This window comes from Streptomyces sp. x-19 (assembly GCF_046549115.1).
GTDB classification, from domain to species: domain Bacteria; phylum Actinomycetota; class Actinomycetes; order Streptomycetales; family Streptomycetaceae; genus Streptomyces; species Streptomyces albulus_C.
Map to the genome: position 1 here is coordinate 776836 of NZ_JAJPWK010000002.1, position 21517 is coordinate 798352.

Consider the following 21517-nt stretch of genomic DNA (forward strand, 5'->3'; position numbering starts at 1 on the left):
TTCGACGCGGCCGCCGGTCAAGGGCCTCGACGGTCATGGATATGAACACAGGTCATCGAGACGAACGAAGCGCGCCGCGCGGCCCCGCCCCCGGCACACCGCGCGGCCCCGCCCCCGCACGCCGCACGGCCCCGCGCCCGCACACCCGGCGGAACGGGCCCGCCGGCGGGCGCGCGAAAGAGCCGTACGAGACGCCCGTCCCGTACGGCCCTCAAGGGCGCACCCGCGGCGCCGCCCCCTGCCCCCGCCAGCCGCTACCGCATCAACTCCCCGGCGTTCACCAGCAGCGACTGGCCCGTGATGGCCCGCGCCCGGTCCGAGGCGAGGAAGACCGCCGCCTCCGCCACGTCCCCGTCCGTGGCCAGGTCGGGCAGCGCCATCCGCCCCGCGAGCCGGTCCAGTACCTCCGACTCCGGCACCCCCTCGGTCTGCGCCGCGTACCGCACGTACCCCTCGACCGGCGGACCCCACATCCAGCCCGGCTGCACGGTGTTGACCCGGATGCGGTCCGGCCCCACCTCCCGCGCCAGCGAGTACATCGCCGACACCAGTCCGCCCTTCGACGCCGCGTACGCCGCCTGCTGCACCTGCGAGGGTGCGGCCACCGACGACTGGGTGCCGATCAGCACCACCGACCCGCCGCCGCCCGCCGTCATCGCCGGCAGGCAGGCGCGGGTCATCCGCAGCGTGCCGAAGAGGTTGACGTCCACCACCTGCCGCCAGGCGTCGAAGTCGGCGTCCCGCAGGCCCCCGAGGTGCCCGTCCAGCGCCGCGACGTTGATCACCGCGTCGATCCCGCCGAACCGCTCCACGGCCAGCCCGGCCAGCGCCGTGCACTGCTCCTCGTCGGCGATGTCGGTCGCCCGCCAGGCGGTCCGTTCCCCCGAGGCGTCGATCCGGGCCGCGGTCGCCGCGAGGTTCTGCTCGGTGCGCGCACCGAGCACGACCCGGGCGCCGTCCCGTACGCACGCCGCCGCGACCCGGTGGCCGAGCCCGGCGCCGACCCCGGAGACGATGACGGTCTTGTCGCGCAGCAGCATGCGGCACCCTCCTGCCGGCCGGCCCGCGCCAGGTCTCGGCCGAACATGACCTGACGGAGCGTCAGTTAATGGCGAATGGCCAGGGTAGGCGCGCCGCACCGCGAAGGGAAGGCCGCCGTCCACCGGGCCCGATCGGACCCGCCGGTCAGTCCCAGGCCGACGCCTCGGTCGCCTCGAAGCAGTACTTGACCCAGGAGCGTGACCGGTCGGGACTGTTCGTCGGCACGGCGCAGAACCGCACCCGGAAGGTGCCGCCCACCGACACCATCGGCGTGAAGACGTCGTGATAGGTGGCGATGAAGGCGCTGCGGGACGAGCCGCCCGACGCGCTCACCGTCACCTCGTCCCCGACCGTGCCCGCCACGATCCGCCCCAGACCGCACCGCAGCGCTTGCTGTACCGCAGGTGCAGGTGGACCGGATTGCCCTGCGCCGGCTCGAAGGACGTCGCGTCCACCCCGCACCCGGTGGACTGCGGGTCCTTGCCGTCGCAGCCGGCCCCGGGGCAGCCGGGCGGAGGCTCCTCGAACAGCTTGGGCAACTGGTCGACGGCGAACGTGGCGAGCGCGCCGACGACGGAGGTGGCCACGCCCACCACCAGGGCGTGCCGGGCGTGCGCGCGCAGCCAGCGCCCGGCACCGCGCAGCCGCGACCCGGCGTCGCGCAGGGCGGTCCGCAGCCGCCGGGGCAACGAAGGGGACTGAGGAGCCGGAGGAGCCGGAGGAGCCGTGGGAGTCGGGGGATCCGTCGGATCCCGTGCGTCGGGGCCATCGGTCATCCGGCCTCCTGGGAGGTCCTGGTCCATGTGCCGCCGGGGGCCCGGCATGGGGGCTCCCGTGGCGGGCGCCGCGGACCTACCAGTGTCCGCCCGGGGCCGGGCCCGCGGGAAGCGGATTTTCCGCCGCCGACGGGCCCGCCCCCGGGCCGCCCGACGTCGTCAGGCGGCCCGCCGCGCCGCCGTCAGCGCCGCCCCCAGTCGCCGCAGCCCCGTCGCGATCTCCTCCGGCGGGTGGGTCACGAACGACAGGCGGATCGCCGCCGGGTCCGGCCGCCCGGCGAAGAACGGCCCGCCCGGGACGTACGCCACGTCGTGCCGCACCACCTCCGGCAGCAGCGCGGCCGCGTCCCACCCCGCGGGCAGCGTCGCCCACACGAACATCCCGCCCGCCGGGCGGTTCCACCGCGAGCCCTCGGGGAGCGCCCCGGCCAACCCGTCCACCAGGGCGTCCCGCCGCTCCCGGTAGGCGTCCCGGACCCGGGCCAGGTGCGCGTCCAGGTCCGAGGACGCCAAGTACCGCGCCGCGGCGGCCTGGTCGATGGTGGAGGTGTGCAGGTCGGCGGCCTGCTTGCCGATGACGCAGGCCCGGCGCAGCGCCGCCGGGGCCCGCAGCGTGCCCAGCCGCAGCCCGGGCGCCATCACCTTGGAGAACGAACCGAGTAGCACCGTGCGGTCCTCCGCCCCCGGGAAGGACGCCACCCAGCGCTGCGGCTCCCCCTCGAAGCGCAGCTCCCCGTACGGGTCGTCCTCGGCGATCCACAGCCCGCGCCGGGCGGCCACCTCAGCGACCGCGGCCCGCCGCTCGGCACCCAACGTCCGCCCGGTGGGGTTCTGGAACGTCGGGATGACGTAGAGCAGCTTGGGGCGCTCGCGGGCGGCCAACTCGTCCAGCGCCACCGGGTCCAGGCCCTCGTCGTCGGTCGGCACCGCCACCACCCGGGCGCCCGCGAGCGAGAAGATCTGCAACGCCGCCAGGTAGCAGGGGTCCTCGACCAGGACCACGTCACCCGGCTCCAGCAGCGCGGCGGCCAGCAGCGTGAGCCCCTGCTGGGAGCCGGTGGTGACCAGCAGGTCGTCGGCGTCGGTGGGCAACCCGCGCGCCGTGGTGCGCGCCGCCACGGCGGCCCGCAGCGCCGGATCGCCCTCACTGGTCGAGTACTGCAGGGCCTGCCGTGGCGCCCGCGCCAGCACCTCCCGGAACGCCGCGGATATCCCCTCGACGTCGAAGAGTTCGGGCGCGGGCAGTCCGCCGGCGAACGAGATCACCTCCGGCCGGGCGGTCAGCGCCAGGATGTCGCGTACGGGCGAGCTGCCGGTCCGCACCGCCCGCGCGGCGAGCTCGGGAACGGGGGCGGTGGCAAGGGTCAGGGCCTGGTCCGACATGGGCAGCTCCATTCGCTCGTGCGCTGCGTTAACCATCGTTAGCGGCAGCTGCCGGGCAGCTTAGACGCGTTCCACCGGACCTGACGCACGTGCCCGCATCGTGAACCACCGCCGTGATTCCCCGTCCACGCCCCTCCCCTTCTGACGCAACGTCAGCTACACCTGACCGCCATGACGACCGACGACCACCGCGCCCCCCGGGAAGCCGCCGACCACGCCGCCGACGAACTCGCCGCCTACGCCGCCCTGCCCGCCACCGGCCCCTACGGCGTCCGCCCCGGCCACGCCCTGATCACCATGGTCGAGCCCCACCCCGGCCACGAACGCGCCTACAACCGCTGGTACGAGGACGACCACTACATCGCCGGCGCCATGGCGATGCCCTGGATGTTCGCCGGCCGCCGCTGGGTCGCCACCCGCGACCTGCAACTCCTGCGCTACCCCGAGCACTCCGCGGTCGCCCACCCCGTCACCGCCGGCTGCTACCTCTCCACCTACTGGCTCACCGAGGGCCGCTACGACGCCCACATGCGGTGGACCGTCGCCATCAACCAGCGCCTCAACCGCGACGGCCGGGTCCACCACGACCGCACGCACGTCTTCACCGCCTTCCAGGACCACGCGGCGACCGTCTACCGCGACGGCCCCTCCGGCCCCCGCGACTTCCACGCCCTCGACCACCCCTACGCCGGACTGGTCCTGGAGGTCATCGACGCCGACGGCCCGGAATCGCGCGCCGCCCTGCTGGACTGGCTGCGCTCCGACCGCCTGCCACGACGCCTGGCCGACTCGCCGTCGGCGCTGGTCACGGTCTTCCGGCCGACGCCGCTGCCCGGCGACCGGATGTCCTACGTCAAACAGGTCGAGGGGGTGGACACCCGGCTCACCCTGCTGTGGTTCCTGGAGGAGGACCCGCGCCGCGCCTGGGCGGCGCACTTCACCGACCTGGACGCCGAGGTGGCCGCCTCCGGCCTGGGGCGCGTCGAGCTGGTGGCACCCTTCGTGCCCACCGTCCCGGGCACCGACCGCTATGTGTCCGAACTCCGTTGAGCGGCGGCGCCGATGACCGTGCGTGGCGCTCACCGGAGACCGTCCGTGCCCGGACATGGCCGAGCCCCCTCGGCCGGGACGGCGATCCAGTCGAGAGGGCTCGTATCCGCGCTGGCGTCACAAGGACTGCGGGCGGTGACGACTCGGTTCAGGAGAGGTCGAAGGTGCCCGCGGCGACGTCCGCCACGAAGCTGCTCCAGGAGGAGTTGCCGAAGGTCAGACGCTCACCGTCGGGGACCTTGGAGTCGCGCACCGCGATGGCCGTGACGGCCGGTGCGGCGATCTCCACGCAGGCGCCATTCCCGCCGGAGTACGAGGACTTGGTCCAGGAGAACGCGGAATTGGGCTGAACGGCCATTGTCACTCCACCTTACTCTGAGTTACCGCGGATTCGGTGAGGACGACGCTACGCGCCAACATCACCGGCCGCAGAGGGCCGTTCACCCGTCCGAATGGCATATTCCGCGATCTCTTTTCAGGCGTCGAGGCTCAGGTGTACCGTGCGGCCGCGTTCATCGGAATTCAACATTCCGTGCGATCCGCGCCGTCGAACCCGCCCCGGCGCCCTCAACTCAGCGCGTCCGCATGACGCTTGGCGGCCTCGGCGATGAACTCGCGACTGGCGTCCGCGCTCAACGCCTGCGCCCGCAGGTGCTCGTACATGATGGTGTATTTGTGCACGTCGTTGGTCTTCTCCAGGTAGAGGTCGCTGGTGACGCCCTCGATGTAGACCACGCTGGAATCCGCGGCGTCGTCGAACTCCAGGATCGAGAACGTCCCCGACATCCCGGCGTGCGCACCGGTGTCGTAGGGCAGCACCTGCACCGTCACGTGCGGGAGCGTGCTCACCTCGACGAGGTGCTCCAACTGCTCGCGCATGACCAGGTGACTGCCGACCACCCGACGCAGCGCGCTCTCGTCGAGGACGATCCACAGCCGCAGCGGGCGCTCCTGGTCGCGGACCCGGTCCTGGCGTCGCATCCGCACCTGGATCCGCTTCTCCAGGTCTTCCGGCGCCAGCTCCGGAACCGCGCCGGGAATGACCGCCTCGGCGTAGCCGGGCGTCTGCAGTAGACCGGGCACCAGCAGGGACTCGTAGGTCCGCAGGGACGCCGCCTCGGTCTCCAGCCCGATGTAGACGCTGTACGGAATGTCGCCGAAGGCGTGCCACCAGCCTTGCTGCCGCGAATCCTTGGCCATCTGCATCAGCGAATCCACTATCCGGCGGTCGTCCACCTCGTAGACCCCGCACAGGTCGCGGACGTCGCGCTGGCTGATGCTGCGGCGGCCGTTCTCCAGTCGGCTGATCTTCGACTGGGAGACCAGCAACCGTTCGGCCACCTGCTCCGCCGTCAGGCCCTTGTCCTCCCGGAGCCGGCGAAGCTCCTGGCCCAATCGGCGTCGCCTGACGGTGGGGTTGACGTTGGACGCCACGGTACGTGCACCTCCGGCTCCGCACTGCTGTCATTTCTTGTTGAGCAGACTGCCACTTCATGTGGACGCCGCGCAGTCAAATGAACACAGTAGGCGAGCGCACATGTGCGCGGGGTGGCGGACCGGGGCCGTCGTCCGAACGGCTCGGTCCGCCACCCCGCGCTTCTCACTGCGGCTCCCGAACGGTCCGGGAAGGGGCGGTGCGGTGGCGCTGGTGGGTGCCTCCGCGGCGCGGGGGCTGCCCTGGTGGTGCGGTCGGTGCGCGGCGGCACCCGGTGGTGCGCGCCGGGCCCGGGCATCGCGGGCCGGCGCTCTTCGGTGGTGCCGGTGGTCTCAGCGGGCGCCTACCCGGGCCATGCTGCCGTGCCCGTGTCGTCGTGACTGGCCGGGCACGCCGGTGGCGTCGGCCGTCGGGTGGGCCGCCGCCGTCCGTGTCCCCGAGCCGCCGCCCGGTCCGGCGTTGCGTCGCGGCTGTGCCGCGACGCCGTTCTGGACGTCCATGACGGCGTGTGCGACCAGCCCGCCCATGGGGTCGTGCCGGATCAGGTCCCTCAGGCGGGAGCGCGATGAGCGCCCCTCGTTCCCCGGGTAGAGGTGCTTGCCGAGGCCGACCGCGTGGGCCAGTGCGGCGAGCGCCGCGGTCCGCGGGTCCGGTGGGACTCCGGTGCGGATCGCGTTGTCGAGCCGGGTCCTGATCTCCCGGCTGATGGCCGTCTCCGTCGCTTGGTAGCGCGTCGTCGGCAGCACCCCGCACATCTGGCCCGCCACGGCATGCACCATGCCGCACCGTTCGAGATGGGTGAGGTACGTCTGGCGCAGCCCCAGCCGGGGCCCGCCGATCCAGTGGACCGCGCGCACCGGACTGCCGCGACGGCGCAGCAGTTCGAGCGCTGAGTCCAGAGTCGGATCTCCTGTCGGCCGTGCCATGACCACGGCGATACGATCCCCGTCTGGGGCTATCCGTCCTGCCAGAGCCAGCTCGACTAGCTGGGCCCCGGCCAGGCCGAGGTCGAGCGACTGCGGCTGTGCTGTGGTGCCCGTGGTCGGGTCCAAAGCCAGCAGCAGAAGCTCCTCCGGAATTGTTCTGCGGCTCCTGCCCATCCAAGCCTCCCCGCGTGGATGAATGACAGGGTGACCCCTCTCACATTCATCTGTCGAGGGTGCGTGGTGGGTTCGGTAGGGAACCGGTAGGTATGTCGTTCTCGTCTAGCACGTCGGCGACATCTTCCTAGGGGCGCGGCACGAACGGGTTCGCGTGGCGGTGGGAAGCGGCCGCCCTGACACAGGAGACTTGGCAACACTGGTTCCGTTCGGTACCAGATGGCACCAGGCAGGGCAGTGCGACGTAGTGAAGGAGACATCGGTGGCGGGCGAGTCCCCCGACAAGTCGGACAAGAAGTCGGGCAAGGAGCAGTCGTCGGGGGAGACGGCGCGCACCGAACGGGACCCGCGGCTGTCGATCCTCCGCGACGAGCGGGGGAATCGGGGCGGCGCGGAGAAGGCCGGGAACGGCTCCGGGGACGACGGGGCGGGGAAGGCGCCCGAGGAGGGGGCTTCCGGCAACGGCGACGACAACGGCAACGGGACGCCCGAGGCGGAGACTTCCGGGGCGAAGGCGGCCGGGGTGAAGGCGGCCGGGGCGAAGGCGTCCGGCGTGAAGGCGGCCGGTGCGGAGAAGGCGTCCGGCAAGGGCGCGTCCGGGACGGCGAAGCCCGACGCGTCGGCGGAGGCGGACGGGGCCGAGCCCGCCGAGAAGCCCGAGGAGGCGCCTGAGGCGGCTCAGACGGCCACGGAGGGCGATGCTGAGGGTGAAGGGAAGGCCAAGGCTGGTGCGGGCCGTGTGAAGGCCGGTGCGTCCGCGGGCGCGAAGGCCGGAACCGTCGAGGAGAAGGCGCTGGCCGCCCCCGAGAAGTCGGGGAAGCCGGCCGCCTCCGAGGAGAAGGGCGCGCCCGAGGAGAAGGGCGCGCCGGCCGACGACGCGGAGGACGTGGACCGGGCGACCGCCGTCTTCAAGACGATGGACCCGAAGGGCGCCGGCGAGAGCACGGAGGAGGAGCCGGCCGACGACGCGACGCGGGTCTTTGCCGTAGCGAAGACTGCGAAGGCTGCGAAGTCTGCGAAGTCTGCGAAGACAGCCAAGGCCGCGAAGTCCGAGGCGTCCGAGGCGTCCGAGAAGGAGGCGGCGGAACCGCCCGCCGACCAGCCGACCGCCGTCTTCAAGCTGGGCACGGACACCGACCCCAAGGCCGGCGACGCCAAGAAGGCCGACGGGAACGGCGCCGAGGCCGACGCCAAGAAAGCCGACGAGAAGCCCGACGCCAAGGATGCCGGGGCGAAGGCCAAGGGTGCCGCCGCGGTCGAGCGGGACGCCGAGCGGACCAGCCAGTTCGTGGCGCTGAAGTCGTCGGACGACGGTTCGGCGGAGCGCTCGATCGGCAAGACCGCGCCCAAGGCGCCGCTCGGCAAGCCCGGCGGCGGCGCGGACGACGCGGACAAGGGTCAGGAGAAGGCGGCCGACGAGGCCGCTGACAAGACCGCCGACAAGACCGCCGACAAGGGTGCCGCCGCGGGCGGGAAGTCAGGCGGGAAGTCCGGCGACGCGTCGGACAAGGCGTCGGACAAGGCGCCGGAGAAGGGGCCGGGCAAGGCTCCCGGTGCGATGCCGGCGGCCGCGCCGGCCAAGCCGGACGGCAAGCCCGACGCCGGTGCCGCCGCGCCCGCCGCGTCCGCGTCCGAGGCCGATGCCGAGCGGACCCGACAGGAGCCGCTGCCGCCGCTGGACCTCCTGGCGAAGCTCACCAACACCCCGCCGCCGCCCGAGACTCCGATGCGCACCGTCGTCCGACGGTTCAAGATCTGGACTCCGCTGGCGGTGCTGTTGGTGATCGTCTTCATGGTGGTCCAGGCGGTGCGTCCGCTGCCCGCCCCGACGCTGGTCCTCGGGGACGCCAAGTCCTCGTTCACCTTCGCGGGCGGCAAGCTCTCCATCCCGTGGCCCGAGAAGGGGCAGGCGGCGGTGAAGGTCGTGGGCTCCGGCGAGGTCGGGACGTTCGGTGAGCAGAAGTCGGTGCCGACTGCCAGCGTCGCCAAGATCATGACGGCCTACGTGATCCTGCGGGACCACCCGCTGAAGGACAAGAACGACAAGGGTCCGCAGGTCCAGGTCGACGACAAGGCGGTCCAGGAGGGCAACTCCGAGAGCGAGTCGCGGATCGCGGGGCTCAAGGCGGGGCAGAAGTTCAGCGAGCAGGACATGCTCAAGATGCTGATGATCCCGTCCGGCAACAACATCGCCCGGCTGCTCGCCCGTTGGGACACCCAGTCCGCCGACGAGGCCGCGTTCGTCAAGAAGATGAACGCCGCCGCCAAGGACCTGGGGATGACGAAGACCACCTACACGGACCCCAGTGGCCTGGACCCCAAGACGGTGAGCACCGCCGTCGACCAGATCAAGCTCGCCGAGGCCGTCATGAAGTTCGACGCGTTCCGGCCGATCGTCGCCATGCCCAACGCCGAGATCCCGGGCCTGCCGGAGCGGATCAACAACAACAACGACGACCTGCTGTTGGCGGGGCTGAGCGTCAAGGGCATCAAGACCGGCTCCAGCACGGCGGCCGGCGGCACCCTGTCCTGGGCCGCGTACAAGACGGTGGACGGCAAGGACCGCCTGATACTGGGCACGATGATGGACCAGCACTTCAAGGGGCTGGACCCCAACGCCTCCAACAGCCTGACCATGGTCAAGGGCAACAGCAAGAAGGTCATCGAGGCGGTGCGCGACGCACTGAACTCGGCCACGGCGGTGCAGAAGGGGCAGGTCGTCGGCTACGTCGACGACGGTCTGGGCACGCTGACGCCGGTCGTCGCCACCAAGGACCTGAAGGCGGTCGGAGTCCCGGGCCAGAAGCTGCAGTTGAGCATCGGCGGTGACGGCAAGACCATCCCGCACGAGGCCGCGGCCGGGACCGTCGTCGGCGAGCTGACCGTCGGCAACGGCGCCAGCCAGCAGAAGGTGCCGGTGGCGCTCCAGTCGGCCCTGAGCAACCCGACCTTCGGGGCGAAGCTGACCCGACTGGGGTGAGTCCACGGCCGGACGGTCGGGCGGATGTTTCACATCCCCCGGCCGTCCGGCCGTTTTTCCGTCCGTCCGGTCCGCGCCGGACCGTTCCCCCGGCCGCTCCCGGCGGCCGGCCGCCGCCCCCGATGTGACCGGAGCCCGCCATCGACGCCCCGCAAGCGCCGCAGCCGCACCAGCCGTCGCAGCCGCACCGGGCGGCCCGGGCGTTCGGGTCGTCCAACGGGGCCCCGGCGGCCTCGGTGGCCCCGGGGCACCCGGCGTACGGGTCCGGCGCCCGCTCCGTCGCCGCGCGCTCCGCGTGGGCCGCGCGGAGCGCGGTGGTGCTGGTGCCGGCGGGGCTGATGTTCTTCCTGAGCGCGTGGGGCATCCGCCGCCAGGACGCCGTCTGGCGCGACGAGGCGGTCACCTACGACATGGCGCACCGCGGCCTGCCCGACCTCGCGGCGACGCTGCTGCACGTCGACGTCGTGCACGGCCTGTACTACGCGCTGATGCACTGCTGGTTCGCCGTCTACGACGCCACCCTCGGCGACGCCCTCGGCGCGGTGATCGGCCTGCGGCTGCCGTCGGCCGTGGCCATGACGGCGGCCGCCGCCGGGGTGGCCCTGCTGGGCGAGCGCCTGGTGGGACGGTGCGCCGGACTGTGCGCGGGGCTGGCGTTCGCGCTGGTCCCGGTCGTCCAGCAGTACGCGCAGGAGGGCCGCTCGTACGCGCTGGTCTGCGCCCTGGTGGTCTGGGCGTCGTACCTGCTCGTGCTGGTCGCCGGGACCCGACCGCGCCGCGCGTTGTGGTGGGGGTACACCGCGCTGATGGTGCTGGCCTGTCTGCTGCACGAGTTCGCGTCGCTGGCGCTGCCCGCGCACGGCGCCGCCGTCGCCCTGGCCCGGTTGCCGCGCCGGACCCGGCGCGCCTGGCTGCTCGCGGCCGGCACCGTGCTCGCCGTCCTCGCCCCGCTCGCCGTCTTCAGCACCAGCCAGTCGGACCAGATCAGTTGGCTGATGTGGCCGGACCCGCTGCAACTGCTCACCTTCGCCGTGCTGGCCGTCCTCGGCTGCCTCTGCGCCCGCGTCCCGGTGCGCTCCCGCGGCCCGATCGGACTGCGCGCCCTCGGCCTGGCGCTGCTGCTCCTGCCGACGGTCCTGCTGCTGCTCCTGTCCAACGTCGAGCCGGCCTACGTGGACCGCTACGTCCTCTACTACGTCGTCGGGTTCGCGCTGGTCGCGGGCGCCGCGGCGGCCCGGCTGCTGCGGCCGGCCGGCGTGGCGGGCCAGACGCCCGCCCGGCGGCTGCGGCGGTCGGCGGCGGTGGCGCTGGTCCTGGCCGCGCTGCTCCCGGTGGACGTCCACCTGCGCAGTCCGGACAGCCGGGTCGACGACGTCACCGCGGTCGCCCAGGCCGTCCGGCAGATCTCCGAACCGGGTGACGGGCTGCTCTTCACGCCGTCCCGCCGCCGGATCTGGCGGGCGACCCGGCCGCACGACTTCCGCGGACTGCCCGACCTCGCCCTGGACCGGGACCCGGTGGCCTCCCGCACCCTCTACGGCACGGAGTTGTCCGGCGACGAGATCCGCGACCGGATGCTGGCCAGCCGCCGCATCGTCGTCGCCGGGGACCCGGCCGGGCAGCCGGCCGACACCAACGACCAGGAGATCGCCAAACGGGCCACGCTGCGCTCGGCGTTCGTGGTCTGCCGTCGCACCCGGGTGCGGGGCGCGGAGGTCACGCTGTACGTGCGGGTGGGCGGGCCGGGCGGCGGCGGCCGCTGCTGACGCCCGGAGCCGCGGGCCGGTGGAGGCGGGCCGCGGCGGTCCGGGGCCGTCGTCCGTCCTCGGCCGGTTCACACCAGCCCGGCCGCCTGCCCGTCGATGCCCAGCAGTTCCCGCAGCGCGCTGCTGCCCTCGGAGGTGAGGCGGACCGCCCGGCCGGTCCCGATCCGGCGGATCCAGTGCCGCTCCAGCAGCCGTTCGCAGAGCCGGGCGCCGGCCGTGCCGGCGAGGTGCTGACGGCGTTCGGTCCAGTCCAGGCAGCCGCGGGCCGGCGGGCGGCGGCCGCCGCGCAGGGCGTCGGCAGGGACCGCGAGGGCGTCCGCGAACCACTCCCGGCCGGTGTCGGTGAGGGCGAAACCGCCCTCCTGGTCCAGGAGGCCGCGTGCGGTCATGGTGTCGGTGAGGGTGACGCCGAGACGGCCCGCCAGGTGGTCGTAGCAGGTCCGGCCGCGGGCCAGCGCGGCCGAGGCGTTGACCGCCCGCAGCCCGCGCGGCGGCCCGGCCGGCGGGTCCAGGTGCGCGGTCACCGATTCCAGCAGCTCGGCCACGCGCGGGCCGGCGAGCTGGACGTAGCGGTGCCGGCCCTGCCGCCGTTCGACGAGCAGCCCGCCGGCGATCAGCCGGGACAGATGCTCGCTGGCGGTCGAGGGCGCCACCCGCGCGTACCCGGCGAGTTCCCCGGCGGTCCAGGCCCGCCCGTCGAGCAGCGCCAGGCAGAACGCGGCCCGGGTGCGGTCCGCCAGCAGCGCGGCGAGCCGGGCCAGCTCGTGGCTGTGGTCGGGCGCCACAGCGGGGCGCCACGGGGCGGTCGGTCCGGGCCCGGTCCGTTGCGCGGTCCGTTTCGGCGACGTCATACGCCCATTGTCCGCGGCGATGCTTCGGCGACCACCGACACGTCGCCGGCCTACGGTGCGCCCATGACCACCGACACGCACAGCGGCGCGGGCACCGGCGACGGCCGGCACGCGGGCGTCACGCCGGGCACCGACCCGCACCCCGCCGCCTTCCACGCGCTCCACCACCGTCCCGGCCACCCCCTCCTGCTCCCCAACGCCTGGGACAGCGCCTCGGCCCTCGCCCTCGCCGACGCCGGTCACCCGGCGATCGGCACGACCAGCCTGGGCGTCGCGGCCGCGCACGGCCATCCGGACGGCCGGGCGCTGCCCGAGGTCCGGGACGCCACGCTCGCCCTGGCGCGCCGGCTCGCCGGCCGGCTGCCCTGCCCGTACACCGTCGACATCGAGGGCGGTTACGGCGCCGAGCCCGATGAAGTAGCAGCTCTGGCAGTGGAGTTGGCGGAGTGCGGCGCCGCCGGAATCAATCTGGAGGACGGGCTCCCCGGCGGCGGTGGGCTGCAAGACCCGGCCCGCCAGGCGGAGTTGATCCGTGCGGTGAAGGAGTGCGCGCCGGGTCTCTTCCTCAACGCCCGCATCGACACGCACTGGTTGGTGGACACCCCGCCGCCGCTGTCGGAGGCGCTCGCCCGGGCCGAGACCTATCTGGCCGCCGGGGCGGACGGCGTCTTCGTGCCGGGCGTCACCGCCGACGCGGACCTCGCGGTGCTCGTGGACGGCATCGCCGCGCCGTTGAACGTGCTGTTCGCTCCCGGCCGGCACACCGTCCGCCGCCTGGCCGACCTGGGCGTGCGCCGCATCAGCACCGGCTCGCTGCTGTTCCGTACGGCCCTGGGGGCGGCCTGCGCGGCCGCGGACGCGATCCGCGCGGGCGGCGGGCGGCCTGGCGGCGCGCCGGTCCGTGGCGCGGGGGAACCGCCGGCCTGCGCGGACGCGCTCGCTTACGGGGAGGTGCAGCGGCTGACCGGCGGCAGCGGCGACGTCGGGGACGGCCGGGGTGCGGGGGAGCGCGGGGAGGCGTAGCGCGTCGGTGTGCGGCGCGCCGGTCGGCGGGGCGCGGGCGGGGCGGGCGCCGGGTGGTTACCGGGACCGGTCCGCGGGCTCGTTCCGCCGCCGCTGCACCGCGATGCCGACGCTCGCCGCGCCCAGTGCGGCCGCGCCGCCGAGGATGCCGGCCTTCGGCAGGTGCCCGGCCTTCTCCGCGAGGCCGGCCAGCCCGTCGTCCGGGAGCATGATCGAGGTCCGGGTCTCCGTCGGCGCGGTCGAGTCGGCGGCGAACGCGGCGCCCGCGGGCAGCAGCAGGACGGCCAGCGCACCGGTCGCAACGGTGGCGGTACGGATCACGGAACGGCGCTGACCACGCATGACTACTCCTTGACGGGGGCGGCCGGCGGCCGCCCTGAGGACGCGGTAACGGGTGATCACGCTACGGAGGGTCCATAACGGCGATCCGTATGTTGTGTAACAGTCAGCCCCACCTCTGCTGTCATTCCTGTGACGACGCGGTCGGGGGCGGCGTCGCCCCGGGGTGCCGGCCGCGAGCCGGGCCGACGTCCCGGTGCGCCGCACGGGGCGAGCCGCCGCCGGAACGGTCGTCCCGAAGATTCCCTACCCCGACACCTTGGGTAGCTTGGTCAGGTTATGTCCGCATTTTGCCCCGCAGGGAGCTCGCCGGTCGGTCACACCCGTACCCCGGCGCCCGTTCCCCGTGCCCGCGCGCGACCCCTCGTCCTCGCCGCCGCGCTCCTGATCCTCCTCGCCGGATGCGCCAGCCCCGAGGGCCTCAAGGACGAGGGGCGGGCGCGGCAGGTCACCGCGCCGCTGGACCTCTGGCCGCGGAACTCGCCCGCCCCGTTGCGCGAGAACGAGAACCCGGCCGCCCTCAAGCCGCTCCCCGAGCTCCCCCGCATCCCGAGCGGCGACATGGGGCACGCCGATCCGCTCGCCGTCCTCGACGCGGACTTCGCCGCGTCCGGGGCCGCCCCGCCCGCGCCCGGCTCCGTGCGCCGCCCGGAACTGCACGACCTCACCGACGACGGCAAACCCGATCTGATCGCCGTCGTCGACGTCGACCGCCGCACCAGCGAACTGCGCGTCTACACCGTCCGCAAGACGGTGGTCACCCGGATCCTCGCGCTGCGCGGCGTACTGGCCGGCGTCGAACTCGCGGCCGGCCACCTGGCGATCCGCGAGCCCACCAAGGACCCGCGCTACGTCAGCGTCACCGACTACGTCTGGGACGGGAACTCGATGGGCCTGTGGGACCTCACCCTCGACCTGGCCCACAAGCCCAAACCCACCACGTCCGGCGCCGCCCCGGCAGTGGGGCCCCCGTGACGCGCCCCCGCCCGGGCGAACCGCCGGGCCGACGCCCGGCGGGTCCCCGCCGCCGGTGGCCGACGCTCCCCCTCCGCTGGCGCCCGGCGGTCTCCCTGCGCTGGAAGATCTCGCTCACCGTGACGGCGGTGTGCTGCGCGGTCGCCGCCGTCCTCGGGGCGCTCGTGCACAACGCGGTCGCCCGCCAGACCGTCGGCCAGGTACGCAAGGAGACCCGCGCGGACCTCGACACCGCACTGGACCTCTTCGAGTACGGCACCTCCCGCGAAGGCATCAACTCGGTCCTCGATCCCCCCGAACTCCCCTCGGAACTAAGGGAGTTGGTGCACCGCGGGCGGCGCGGCAGCATGGTCGGCAGCTACCGCGGGCAGCCCGTCATGTGGGCCGCGGCGCCCGCCGACGACCAGATCATGGCCGTCTGGTCGCCCTACGGGAACACCCGCTGGAGCCTCGACAAGTTCGACACCGCGATCCTCGGTTCGGCCGTCCTCGCCGCCGCGGCCGTCGCCGCGGCCGGACTCTTCCTGGCCCGGCACATCAGCCGCCGGCTGGCCACCACGGCCGCCGTCGCCCGCCGGATCAGCGCCGGCGACCTGGACGCCAGGGTCGACGAATCCGCAGGTCAACGGCGGCGCGACGGGGCGGAGCAGGACGAGGTGGCCGCCGTCGCGGCCGCCCTGGACTCCATGGCCGCCACCCTGCAGAGCCGCCTGCAGGCCGAACAGCGCTTCACCGCCGACGTCGCCCATGAACTGCGCACCCCGCTCACCGGCATCCTCGCCTCCGCCGCACTCCTCCCCGAGGGCCGACCCAAGGAGATGATCAACGACCGGCTGCGGGCCCTGCACCGGCTCACCGAGGACCTGCTGGAGATCTCCCGCCTGGACTCCGGCACCGAGCACGCCGACCTCGCCGCCTACGAACTCGGCCCGCTCGTGCTGCGCTCCGTGCGCGCCACCGGTCTCGACGCCGAGGTGCGGATCGACGCCGACACGGTCGTCGAAACGGACCGGCGCCGCCTGGACCGCGTCCTCGCCAACCTCGTCCTCAACGCCCACCGGCACGGCCGGCCCCCGGTCACGGTCACCGTCGACGCGCCGCCCGACGGCACCCCGACCATCGCCGTGCGCGACCACGGCCCCGGCTTCCCCGCCGACCTGCTCCAGCACGGGCCGCAGCGCTTCCGCACGGACGTCCCGGGCCGGGGCCGGGGCCACGGACTGGGCCTGACCATCGCCGTCGGACAGGCCGCCGTCCTCGGCATCGACCTGCACTTCGGCAACGCCCCCGACGGCGGCGCCCACGCCCTCCTGACGTTCCCACCGCAGCCCCCTACGGAGCGGCCCGGCCGCCCGGGCGGCCGGGCGACGCCTTGAGCGGGCCGACTGCCGCACCCCTCAGCCCGCCGGCGGTCCGCCCGCCGTCCGCCCGTTGGCCGCTCGGCTCGTGAGGGGGGCGCCCGCGTCGCGTCCGGCGAGCGGTGCGCCCGTGCCCCGCCTCACCAGTCGATGTCGTCCGGCGGCTCGGGCAGCGCCTCGTCCTCCTCGAACACGGACGTCGGCGCGGCACCGGCCGAGGTCGCACCGGCGGGAGCGCCGGCCGGAGCCGCCGCGCCCGGCCCGGCCGCGCGCGGCGTGCCCGCTCCCGCCGCTCCCGCCGTTTCGGCCGCTCCCGCCGCTTCGGCCGGGGCCGGCCCGTCGGCCAGCACCTCCAGGATCTGCTCCCCGTACTTGGCGAGCTTGTTCTCACCGACTCCGGTGAGCGTGCCCAGCTCGGCGAGGCTCGTCGGCCGGGCCGTCGCGATCTCCCGCAGCGTCGCGTCATGGAAGATCACGTAGGCCGGGACGCCCTGCTCCTTGGCCGTGGCACCCCGCCAGCCGCGCAGCACCTCGAAGACCGGCAGCGCCTCCTCCGGCAGGTCCACCGGCGCCCGCTTGCCCTTGGACTTCGCCTTGGCCGCCCGCGCCGCCTTCTCCGGCTCCCGCCGCATCGGCACCTGACGCTGCCCGCGCAACACCTCACCGCTGGACTCGGTGAGCACCAGCGTCCCGTAGTCCCCCTCCACGGCCAGCAGTCCCTGGGCGAGCAACTGACGCACCACGCCCCGCCACTCGGCCTCGCGCAGGTCGTCCCCGATCCCGAAGACGCTCAGCCCGTCGTGGTCGAACTGGATGACCTTGGCGGTCTTGCGGCCGAGCAGGATGTCGATGATCTGCCCCGCCCCGAACTTCTGCCCCCGCTCCCGCTTCAGCCGCACCACCGTCGACAGCAGCTTCTGCGCCGACACCGTCCCGTCCCAGGTCTGCGGCGGCGTGAGGCAGGTGTCGCAGTTGCCGCACGGACCGCTTTCCTGGTCGAAGTACGCCAGCAGCCGCACCCGACGGCACTCCACCGTCTCGCACATCGCCAGCATCGCGTCCAGATGGGCGGAGAGCCGGCGCCGGTGCGCGTCGTCCCCCTCCGACCCGTCGATCATCTTCCGCTGCTGCACCACGTCCTGCAGCCCGTACGCCAGCCAGGCCGTCGACGGCTGGCCGTCGCGGCCGGCGCGACCGGTCTCCTGGTAGTACCCCTCGACCGACTTCGGCAGGTCCAGATGGGCCACGAACCGCACGTCGGGCTTGTCGATGCCCATCCCGAACGCGATGGTGGCGACCACGACCAGACCGTCCTCGCGCAGGAACCGCGCCTGGTTGGCCGCCCGTACCCGGGCGTCCAGCCCCGCGTGGTAAGGCACCGCGTCGATCCCGTTGTCCACCAGGAACTGGGCGGTCTTCTCCACCGAGGCGCGGGACAGGCAGTACACGATGCCCGCGTCCCCGGCGTGCTCACCGCGCAGCAGCTCCAGCAGCTGCCGCTTGGGCTCGCTCTTGGCCGCGATCCGGTACTGGATGTTGGGCCGGTCGAAGCTCGCCACGAAGTGCCGGGCCCCGTCCATCCGCAGCCGGGACGTGATCTCCTCGTGCGTCGCCTTCGTCGCCGTCGCGGTCAGCGCGATCCGCGGCACGTCCGGCCAACGGTCGTGCAGCATCGACAGCATCAGGTAGTCGGGCCGGAAGTCGTGGCCCCACTGCGCCACGCAGTGCGCCTCGTCGATGGCGAAGAGCGAGATCTTCCCCCGGTCCAGCAACTGCACCGTCTGCTCGACCCGCAGCCGCTCCGGCGCCAGGTACAGCAGGTCCAGCTCGCCGGCGAGGAACTCGGCCTCGATCAGCCGCCGCTCCTCGAAGTCCTGCGTCGAATTGAGGAACCCGGCCCGCACCCCCAGCGCCCGCAGCGCATCGACCTGGTCCTGCATCAACGCGATCAGCGGCGAGATGACCACCCCGACACCCGGCCGCACCAGCGAGGGGATCTGGTAGCACAGCGACTTCCCCCCGCCCGTGGGCATCAGGACGACGGCGTCCCCGCCCCCGATCACCTGCTCGATGATCTCCTCTTGCTCCCCGCGGAACGCGTCGTACCCGAAGACCCGGCGCAGCGTCTGCACCGCCTCGCCCGCCTCCGGGCCACTCGCCACGTCCACGTCCACGTCGCCTTCCACGCCCACGACCACTCCCACGTCCGCCGGAACCACTCCGAAAGCGTACGAGCTCCGCCCCACCCGCCGCCGACCCTGTGGACAACTCCACCTACTCCCCGCCGCCCGTCACCCGCCACCGCCCGCCCCACGCCCGGCGCCGCACCCGGCCGTATGGGAAATCCCACCGCCCGCCCGGCCGGCCCGAACATCGCCCCCACACGCCGGGCGTGCCCGCCGTGTGGGGAGCGTCAGCCACGGGAGCGGGCGCCCGTCGGTCCGCGACGGGCGCCCGCTCCCCGCCGACGCGAACGCCCTCAGCCCTCCTTGGCGAGGGCCGGGACGAAGCGGGCCGCGTCGATCGTGCCGACGCCGGTCGCCATGTCGTAGCCCTTCGCCGCGGTGTAGCCGGTGACTCCCGCGTAGCTGTTGTTCGTGCCGTCCTTCACGTCCACGACCCCGGTGGACGGGTTCCGCGCGGGCCGGGCGGACAGCGCGTACAGCGCCTGGTGGATGTCACCCAGCCGGTGTCCGGCGACCTGGTCGGCCAGGGCCACGATGCCGGCGAAGAGCGGGCTGGCCTCGCTGGTGCCGACGTAGACCCCCCAGCCGACCCGCTTCGGGTCGTAGCTGGAGTACACCCATGCGCCGCCCTTCAGCGCGGCGGACATCGAAACGTCGGGGGTGCCGCGGTGGTCGCCGACCACCTGCTCGACCCCGGACTGGTACGAGGGGCGGGCGAAGACGTGGGACGGGCCGCCGCCGCTCGCGCCCTCGTCGTTGAAGACACTGTCCGGAGCGATGCGGTCACCCTTGGCGTCCAGGTGCAGCTGGGTGCCGCCGACCGAGACGGCCAGCGGGTCGGAGGAGGGCCAGGCGTTGACCCTGTACGGGTAGTCCCCGTTGCCGCTCGCGGTGGTGTTGGTGGCTCCGCCGTCGCCGGAGGCGGCGAGGACGGTCACCTTGTGCTGGGCCGCGTCCTTGAAGGCGTACCGCAGGTTCTCGATGCTGGAGAAGTCACCGTTGCGGAAGCCGGGGAAGGTGTTCTCCGTCGCGCCGAAACTCTGGCTGATCACATCGCCCACACCGCGGTCGATGAGCGACTTCTCGGCGTCCATCATCTCCCGCAGGCCGGTGGTGCCGTCCCCGTTCTGGTCGGCCCCGGACTCCACCAGGACGATGTGCGCGTCCGGGGCGACGGCGTGCGCCATCTCCACGTCGAGGGTGGTCTCCCCGGCCCAGCCGACCTGGTCGGGGTTGGTGGAATCGAAGCGCGGGACGTTGCCCCACTTCACCACGTCGACGGGGGTGCTCTTCATGCCGAACCGGGAGCTGTAGACATCCAGGTCGTGCTGGATGGTCGGCGAGCCGAAGGAATCCACGATCACGATCGTGCGCCCCTTGCCGGTGACTCCCGCCTGGTAGAGCGGGTTCAGGTTGTACGCCTGCCGGAACTGGTTCGGGGAGTAACAGGAGATCTGCCACTTCGCCTGGCACTGCGCGGTGGTCAGCAACCCGTGGGCCGTGTTCCCCGACTGCTCCCCGGCCGCGGCCGGCACGACCTTGACCCCTCGTGCCGAATGCCCCGCATGCACCGGTGCGGCGATCGCGGAACCCGACAGGGCGGGGGACATCAGTGCGATGTTGGTGAGGGTGGTGACCCCGACGGCTGCGGCCGCGATGCGGCGACGCGCACGAACTCTGCGCATGATCATTCCCCTTGCACGGTGAGACCCCCACTCGACAGTTGCGGCGATTCCACCCCGAGGCCGCGCGCAGAACAACCACTTACCCCTGTGCGACTTCTCACTGATGTGTTGCTTGCCACTTTTGTCCGATTCGAGGGTTGCGTGCCACGACGCCCCCCGACGTGCGGAAGGGCCGCGCAATCCAGCCGCCGAGGTCACCCACGAGCGCTCTCGGACTGCCCGGAAGCGGCCCGACGACGTACGAGACCCGGACAGCGCTTCCGGATCGCAGCGCTTCCCGACCTTGTCGCACATGGCCCTTGGTCCTTGCCGCCGTTGGCACGAGATCCCGCTCACGCGCGCCGGGGCCGCCACGGTTCACAGTGAGGGCACCGCTCCCGCTGGGTACGGCCGCCGGGAACGTCCGTACCGCCGGCATCCCGGAAGGGCTCGGCCGCTCGGAAGTACCCGTCCACCGTGTGCCGTTGGACCCCGTCGTGGGCGTGGCACAGAGGCCGGAGAGCCAACGCGACGAGCCCGCAGCAGACGCGCCCACCTGCCCGCTCGTGGCACCCGGCAGGCCGGTCCGCACGGGGCTGACGTGGCGCGGCACGTGACGGCGTCACAACGCCTCAACGCGCCTGTCAGTGCAGCCAAGTTGGCATGGCAAGTGATCGCCGTGCCGGGGCGGGCAACATACGTGGCCCCAGCCGTCGGCCACCTGCCGCGATGTCGGGCATGGACGCCAAAGGCCACCTACGAATTTTCGTAGGTGGCCTTCCACTGGTGCCCCCGGCAGGATTCGAACCTGCGACACCCGCTTTAGGAGAGCGGTGCTCTATCCCCTGAGCTACGGAGGCGGGGATCGGGGTGAGCCGATCCGGCGATAAGCGTAGCGGATGGTGGGTTGGGGACGGGGGTGTGCCGGGGTGGTGGGTTAGCCGAGGTGCCAGCTGAGGGTGCCGTCGGTGGCGGTGAGGGCGGCCAGGAGGAGGAGGTCGGCGGCGCCGAGGGTGAGGCCCAGGAGGGCGCGGCCGCGGCGGGTGGTGCCGCGGGTGAGGGCGAGGGTGCCGAGGACCAGGGCGCAGGGGCCCAGGACGATGTTGAGGACCAGGGTGCCCACGAGGCCCAGGACGAAGGAGGCGACGGCCATGCCGTCGGCCTGGGGGGAGCGGCGGGGTGCGGTGGGGCGCTGCGCCGGGGGCGTGGTGGTGCCCGTGGTGGTGAGGGTGGTCATCGGGGGCTCCCCTCGGTGTGGCGGCGGCGTTCGCGCAGGGAGAAGACGAGTAGCCAGGTGGCGATGACCGCGGCGGCGACGAGGGTGACCGGGACGGGGAGGTGCGCCGCGGTGCCCAGCGCGATCCCCATCAGGAGGAGGGCTGCGACGAGGAAGAGCATGGTCTGCCTTTCCGGGGTCGGTTCCGGCTCGTGGGCGGTCCGGTGTGGGGTCCGCGGTGGAGTCGGCCGAAGGGTTTGGGGTTGCGGGGTCAGGGATTTCCGGGCTCTCGAAAATTGAGAGGACAGTTGTTCACTGACTTCTTCAGTGTACGACCGGGGGCGGGTGGATTGCTTCGGAGAACGGTTGTTTAC

The 21517-nt window shown here is 73.3% G+C and carries 19 protein-coding genes and 1 tRNA gene; 6 read left to right on the forward strand and 14 right to left on the reverse strand.

The annotated features are described in order from the left end of the window. Positions 1-254: 254 nt before the first annotated feature. The 4 genes from ACLJT4_RS08115 to ACLJT4_RS08130 all read right to left on the reverse strand — a co-directional run bounded on the left by ACLJT4_RS08115 (position 255) and on the right by ACLJT4_RS08130 (position 3200). Complete coding sequence (locus tag ACLJT4_RS08115; RefSeq protein WP_411121602.1) at positions 255-1040, reverse strand: SDR family oxidoreductase; 786 nt, start codon at positions 1038-1040, stop codon at positions 255-257. Positions 1041-1185: 145 nt separating this feature from the next. Then, complete coding sequence (locus tag ACLJT4_RS08120) at positions 1186-1404, reverse strand: hypothetical protein (RefSeq protein ID WP_411121710.1); 219 nt, start codon at positions 1402-1404, stop codon at positions 1186-1188. Further along, positions 1377-1730 (reverse strand): DUF2690 domain-containing protein, encoded by a 354-nt coding sequence (locus ACLJT4_RS08125; protein ID WP_411121603.1) that lies wholly within the window; start codon positions 1728-1730, stop codon positions 1377-1379. The genes ACLJT4_RS08120 and ACLJT4_RS08125 overlap by 28 nt, the downstream gene beginning before the upstream one ends. A gap of 246 nt (positions 1731-1976) precedes the next feature. Continuing rightward, positions 1977-3200: a PLP-dependent aminotransferase family protein gene (locus tag ACLJT4_RS08130; protein ID WP_411121604.1), complete on the reverse strand. Its 1224-nt coding sequence runs from the start codon at positions 3198-3200 to the stop codon at positions 1977-1979. Positions 3201-3371: 171 nt separating this feature from the next. On the opposite strand from ACLJT4_RS08130, the gene ACLJT4_RS08135 reads away from it, so the two are divergent. After that, positions 3372-4250, forward strand: coding sequence for a hypothetical protein (locus ACLJT4_RS08135; RefSeq protein ID WP_411121605.1), 879 nt, complete (start codon positions 3372-3374; stop codon positions 4248-4250). 148 nt (positions 4251-4398) lie between these two features. Here the strand turns inward: ACLJT4_RS08135 and ACLJT4_RS08140 are convergent, their stop codons facing one another. The 3 genes from ACLJT4_RS08140 to ACLJT4_RS08150 all read right to left on the reverse strand — a co-directional run bounded on the left by ACLJT4_RS08140 (position 4399) and on the right by ACLJT4_RS08150 (position 6785). Beyond that, complete coding sequence (locus ACLJT4_RS08140; RefSeq protein ID WP_016571961.1) at positions 4399-4608, reverse strand: DUF397 domain-containing protein; 210 nt, start codon at positions 4606-4608, stop codon at positions 4399-4401. A 209-nt stretch (positions 4609-4817) separates the two neighbouring features. Next, entirely contained in the window at positions 4818-5684 is an 867-nt protein-coding gene (locus ACLJT4_RS08145; RefSeq protein ID WP_020929840.1) for a helix-turn-helix domain-containing protein, read from the reverse strand. A 333-nt stretch (positions 5685-6017) separates the two neighbouring features. Next, positions 6018-6785 (reverse strand): GOLPH3/VPS74 family protein, encoded by a 768-nt coding sequence (locus tag ACLJT4_RS08150; protein WP_016571959.1) that lies wholly within the window; start codon positions 6783-6785, stop codon positions 6018-6020. Between the two features lie 262 nt (positions 6786-7047). Between ACLJT4_RS08150 and ACLJT4_RS08155 the strand changes: the two genes are divergently transcribed. Beyond that, positions 7048-9765, forward strand: a complete 2718-nt coding sequence (locus ACLJT4_RS08155) for a D-alanyl-D-alanine carboxypeptidase (protein ID WP_411121606.1) — start codon at positions 7048-7050, stop codon at positions 9763-9765. 236 nt (positions 9766-10001) lie between these two features. Continuing rightward, positions 10002-11531 (forward strand): hypothetical protein, encoded by a 1530-nt coding sequence (locus ACLJT4_RS08160; RefSeq protein WP_411121607.1) that lies wholly within the window; start codon positions 10002-10004, stop codon positions 11529-11531. A 68-nt stretch (positions 11532-11599) separates the two neighbouring features. Here the strand turns inward: ACLJT4_RS08160 and ACLJT4_RS08165 are convergent, their stop codons facing one another. Next, positions 11600-12382: an ArsR/SmtB family transcription factor gene (locus ACLJT4_RS08165; protein ID WP_411121608.1), complete on the reverse strand. Its 783-nt coding sequence runs from the start codon at positions 12380-12382 to the stop codon at positions 11600-11602. 63 nt (positions 12383-12445) lie between these two features. On the opposite strand from ACLJT4_RS08165, the gene ACLJT4_RS08170 reads away from it, so the two are divergent. Continuing rightward, complete coding sequence (locus ACLJT4_RS08170) at positions 12446-13405, forward strand: isocitrate lyase/phosphoenolpyruvate mutase family protein (protein ID WP_411121609.1); 960 nt, start codon at positions 12446-12448, stop codon at positions 13403-13405. A 57-nt stretch (positions 13406-13462) separates the two neighbouring features. On the opposite strand, the gene ACLJT4_RS08175 is transcribed toward ACLJT4_RS08170, so the two are convergent. Then, a complete protein-coding gene (locus ACLJT4_RS08175) occupies positions 13463-13747 on the reverse strand; it encodes a hypothetical protein (protein WP_411121610.1) in 285 nt (94 codons plus the stop codon). A 276-nt stretch (positions 13748-14023) separates the two neighbouring features. On the opposite strand from ACLJT4_RS08175, the gene ACLJT4_RS08180 reads away from it, so the two are divergent. Both ACLJT4_RS08180 and ACLJT4_RS08185 read left to right on the forward strand, forming a co-directional pair. Then, the gene (locus tag ACLJT4_RS08180) at positions 14024-14719 is read left to right on the forward strand and encodes a hypothetical protein (RefSeq protein WP_411121611.1); all 696 of its coding nucleotides are present in this window, start codon (positions 14024-14026) and stop codon (positions 14717-14719) included. Next, the gene (locus tag ACLJT4_RS08185; RefSeq protein ID WP_411121612.1) at positions 14716-16095 is read left to right on the forward strand and encodes a sensor histidine kinase; all 1380 of its coding nucleotides are present in this window, start codon (positions 14716-14718) and stop codon (positions 16093-16095) included. The genes ACLJT4_RS08180 and ACLJT4_RS08185 overlap by 4 nt, the downstream gene beginning before the upstream one ends. Before the next feature lie 122 nt (positions 16096-16217). Here the strand turns inward: ACLJT4_RS08185 and recQ are convergent, their stop codons facing one another. From recQ to ACLJT4_RS08210, 5 genes are all read right to left on the reverse strand, one after another. Continuing rightward, a complete protein-coding gene (recQ, locus tag ACLJT4_RS08190) occupies positions 16218-18263 on the reverse strand; it encodes a DNA helicase RecQ (RefSeq protein WP_411121701.1) in 2046 nt (681 codons plus the stop codon). Between the two features lie 293 nt (positions 18264-18556). Further along, positions 18557-19948, reverse strand: coding sequence for a S8 family serine peptidase (locus tag ACLJT4_RS08195; protein WP_411121613.1), 1392 nt, complete (start codon positions 19946-19948; stop codon positions 18557-18559). Between the two features lie 763 nt (positions 19949-20711). After that, a tRNA-Arg gene (locus ACLJT4_RS08200) sits at positions 20712-20787 on the reverse strand. Positions 20788-20864: 77 nt separating this feature from the next. After that, entirely contained in the window at positions 20865-21164 is a 300-nt protein-coding gene (locus ACLJT4_RS08205; protein ID WP_411121614.1) for a hypothetical protein, read from the reverse strand. Beyond that, positions 21161-21325, reverse strand: a complete 165-nt coding sequence (locus ACLJT4_RS08210; RefSeq protein ID WP_411121615.1) for a hypothetical protein — start codon at positions 21323-21325, stop codon at positions 21161-21163. The genes ACLJT4_RS08205 and ACLJT4_RS08210 overlap by 4 nt, the downstream gene beginning before the upstream one ends. Positions 21326-21517: the final 192 nt, after the last annotated feature.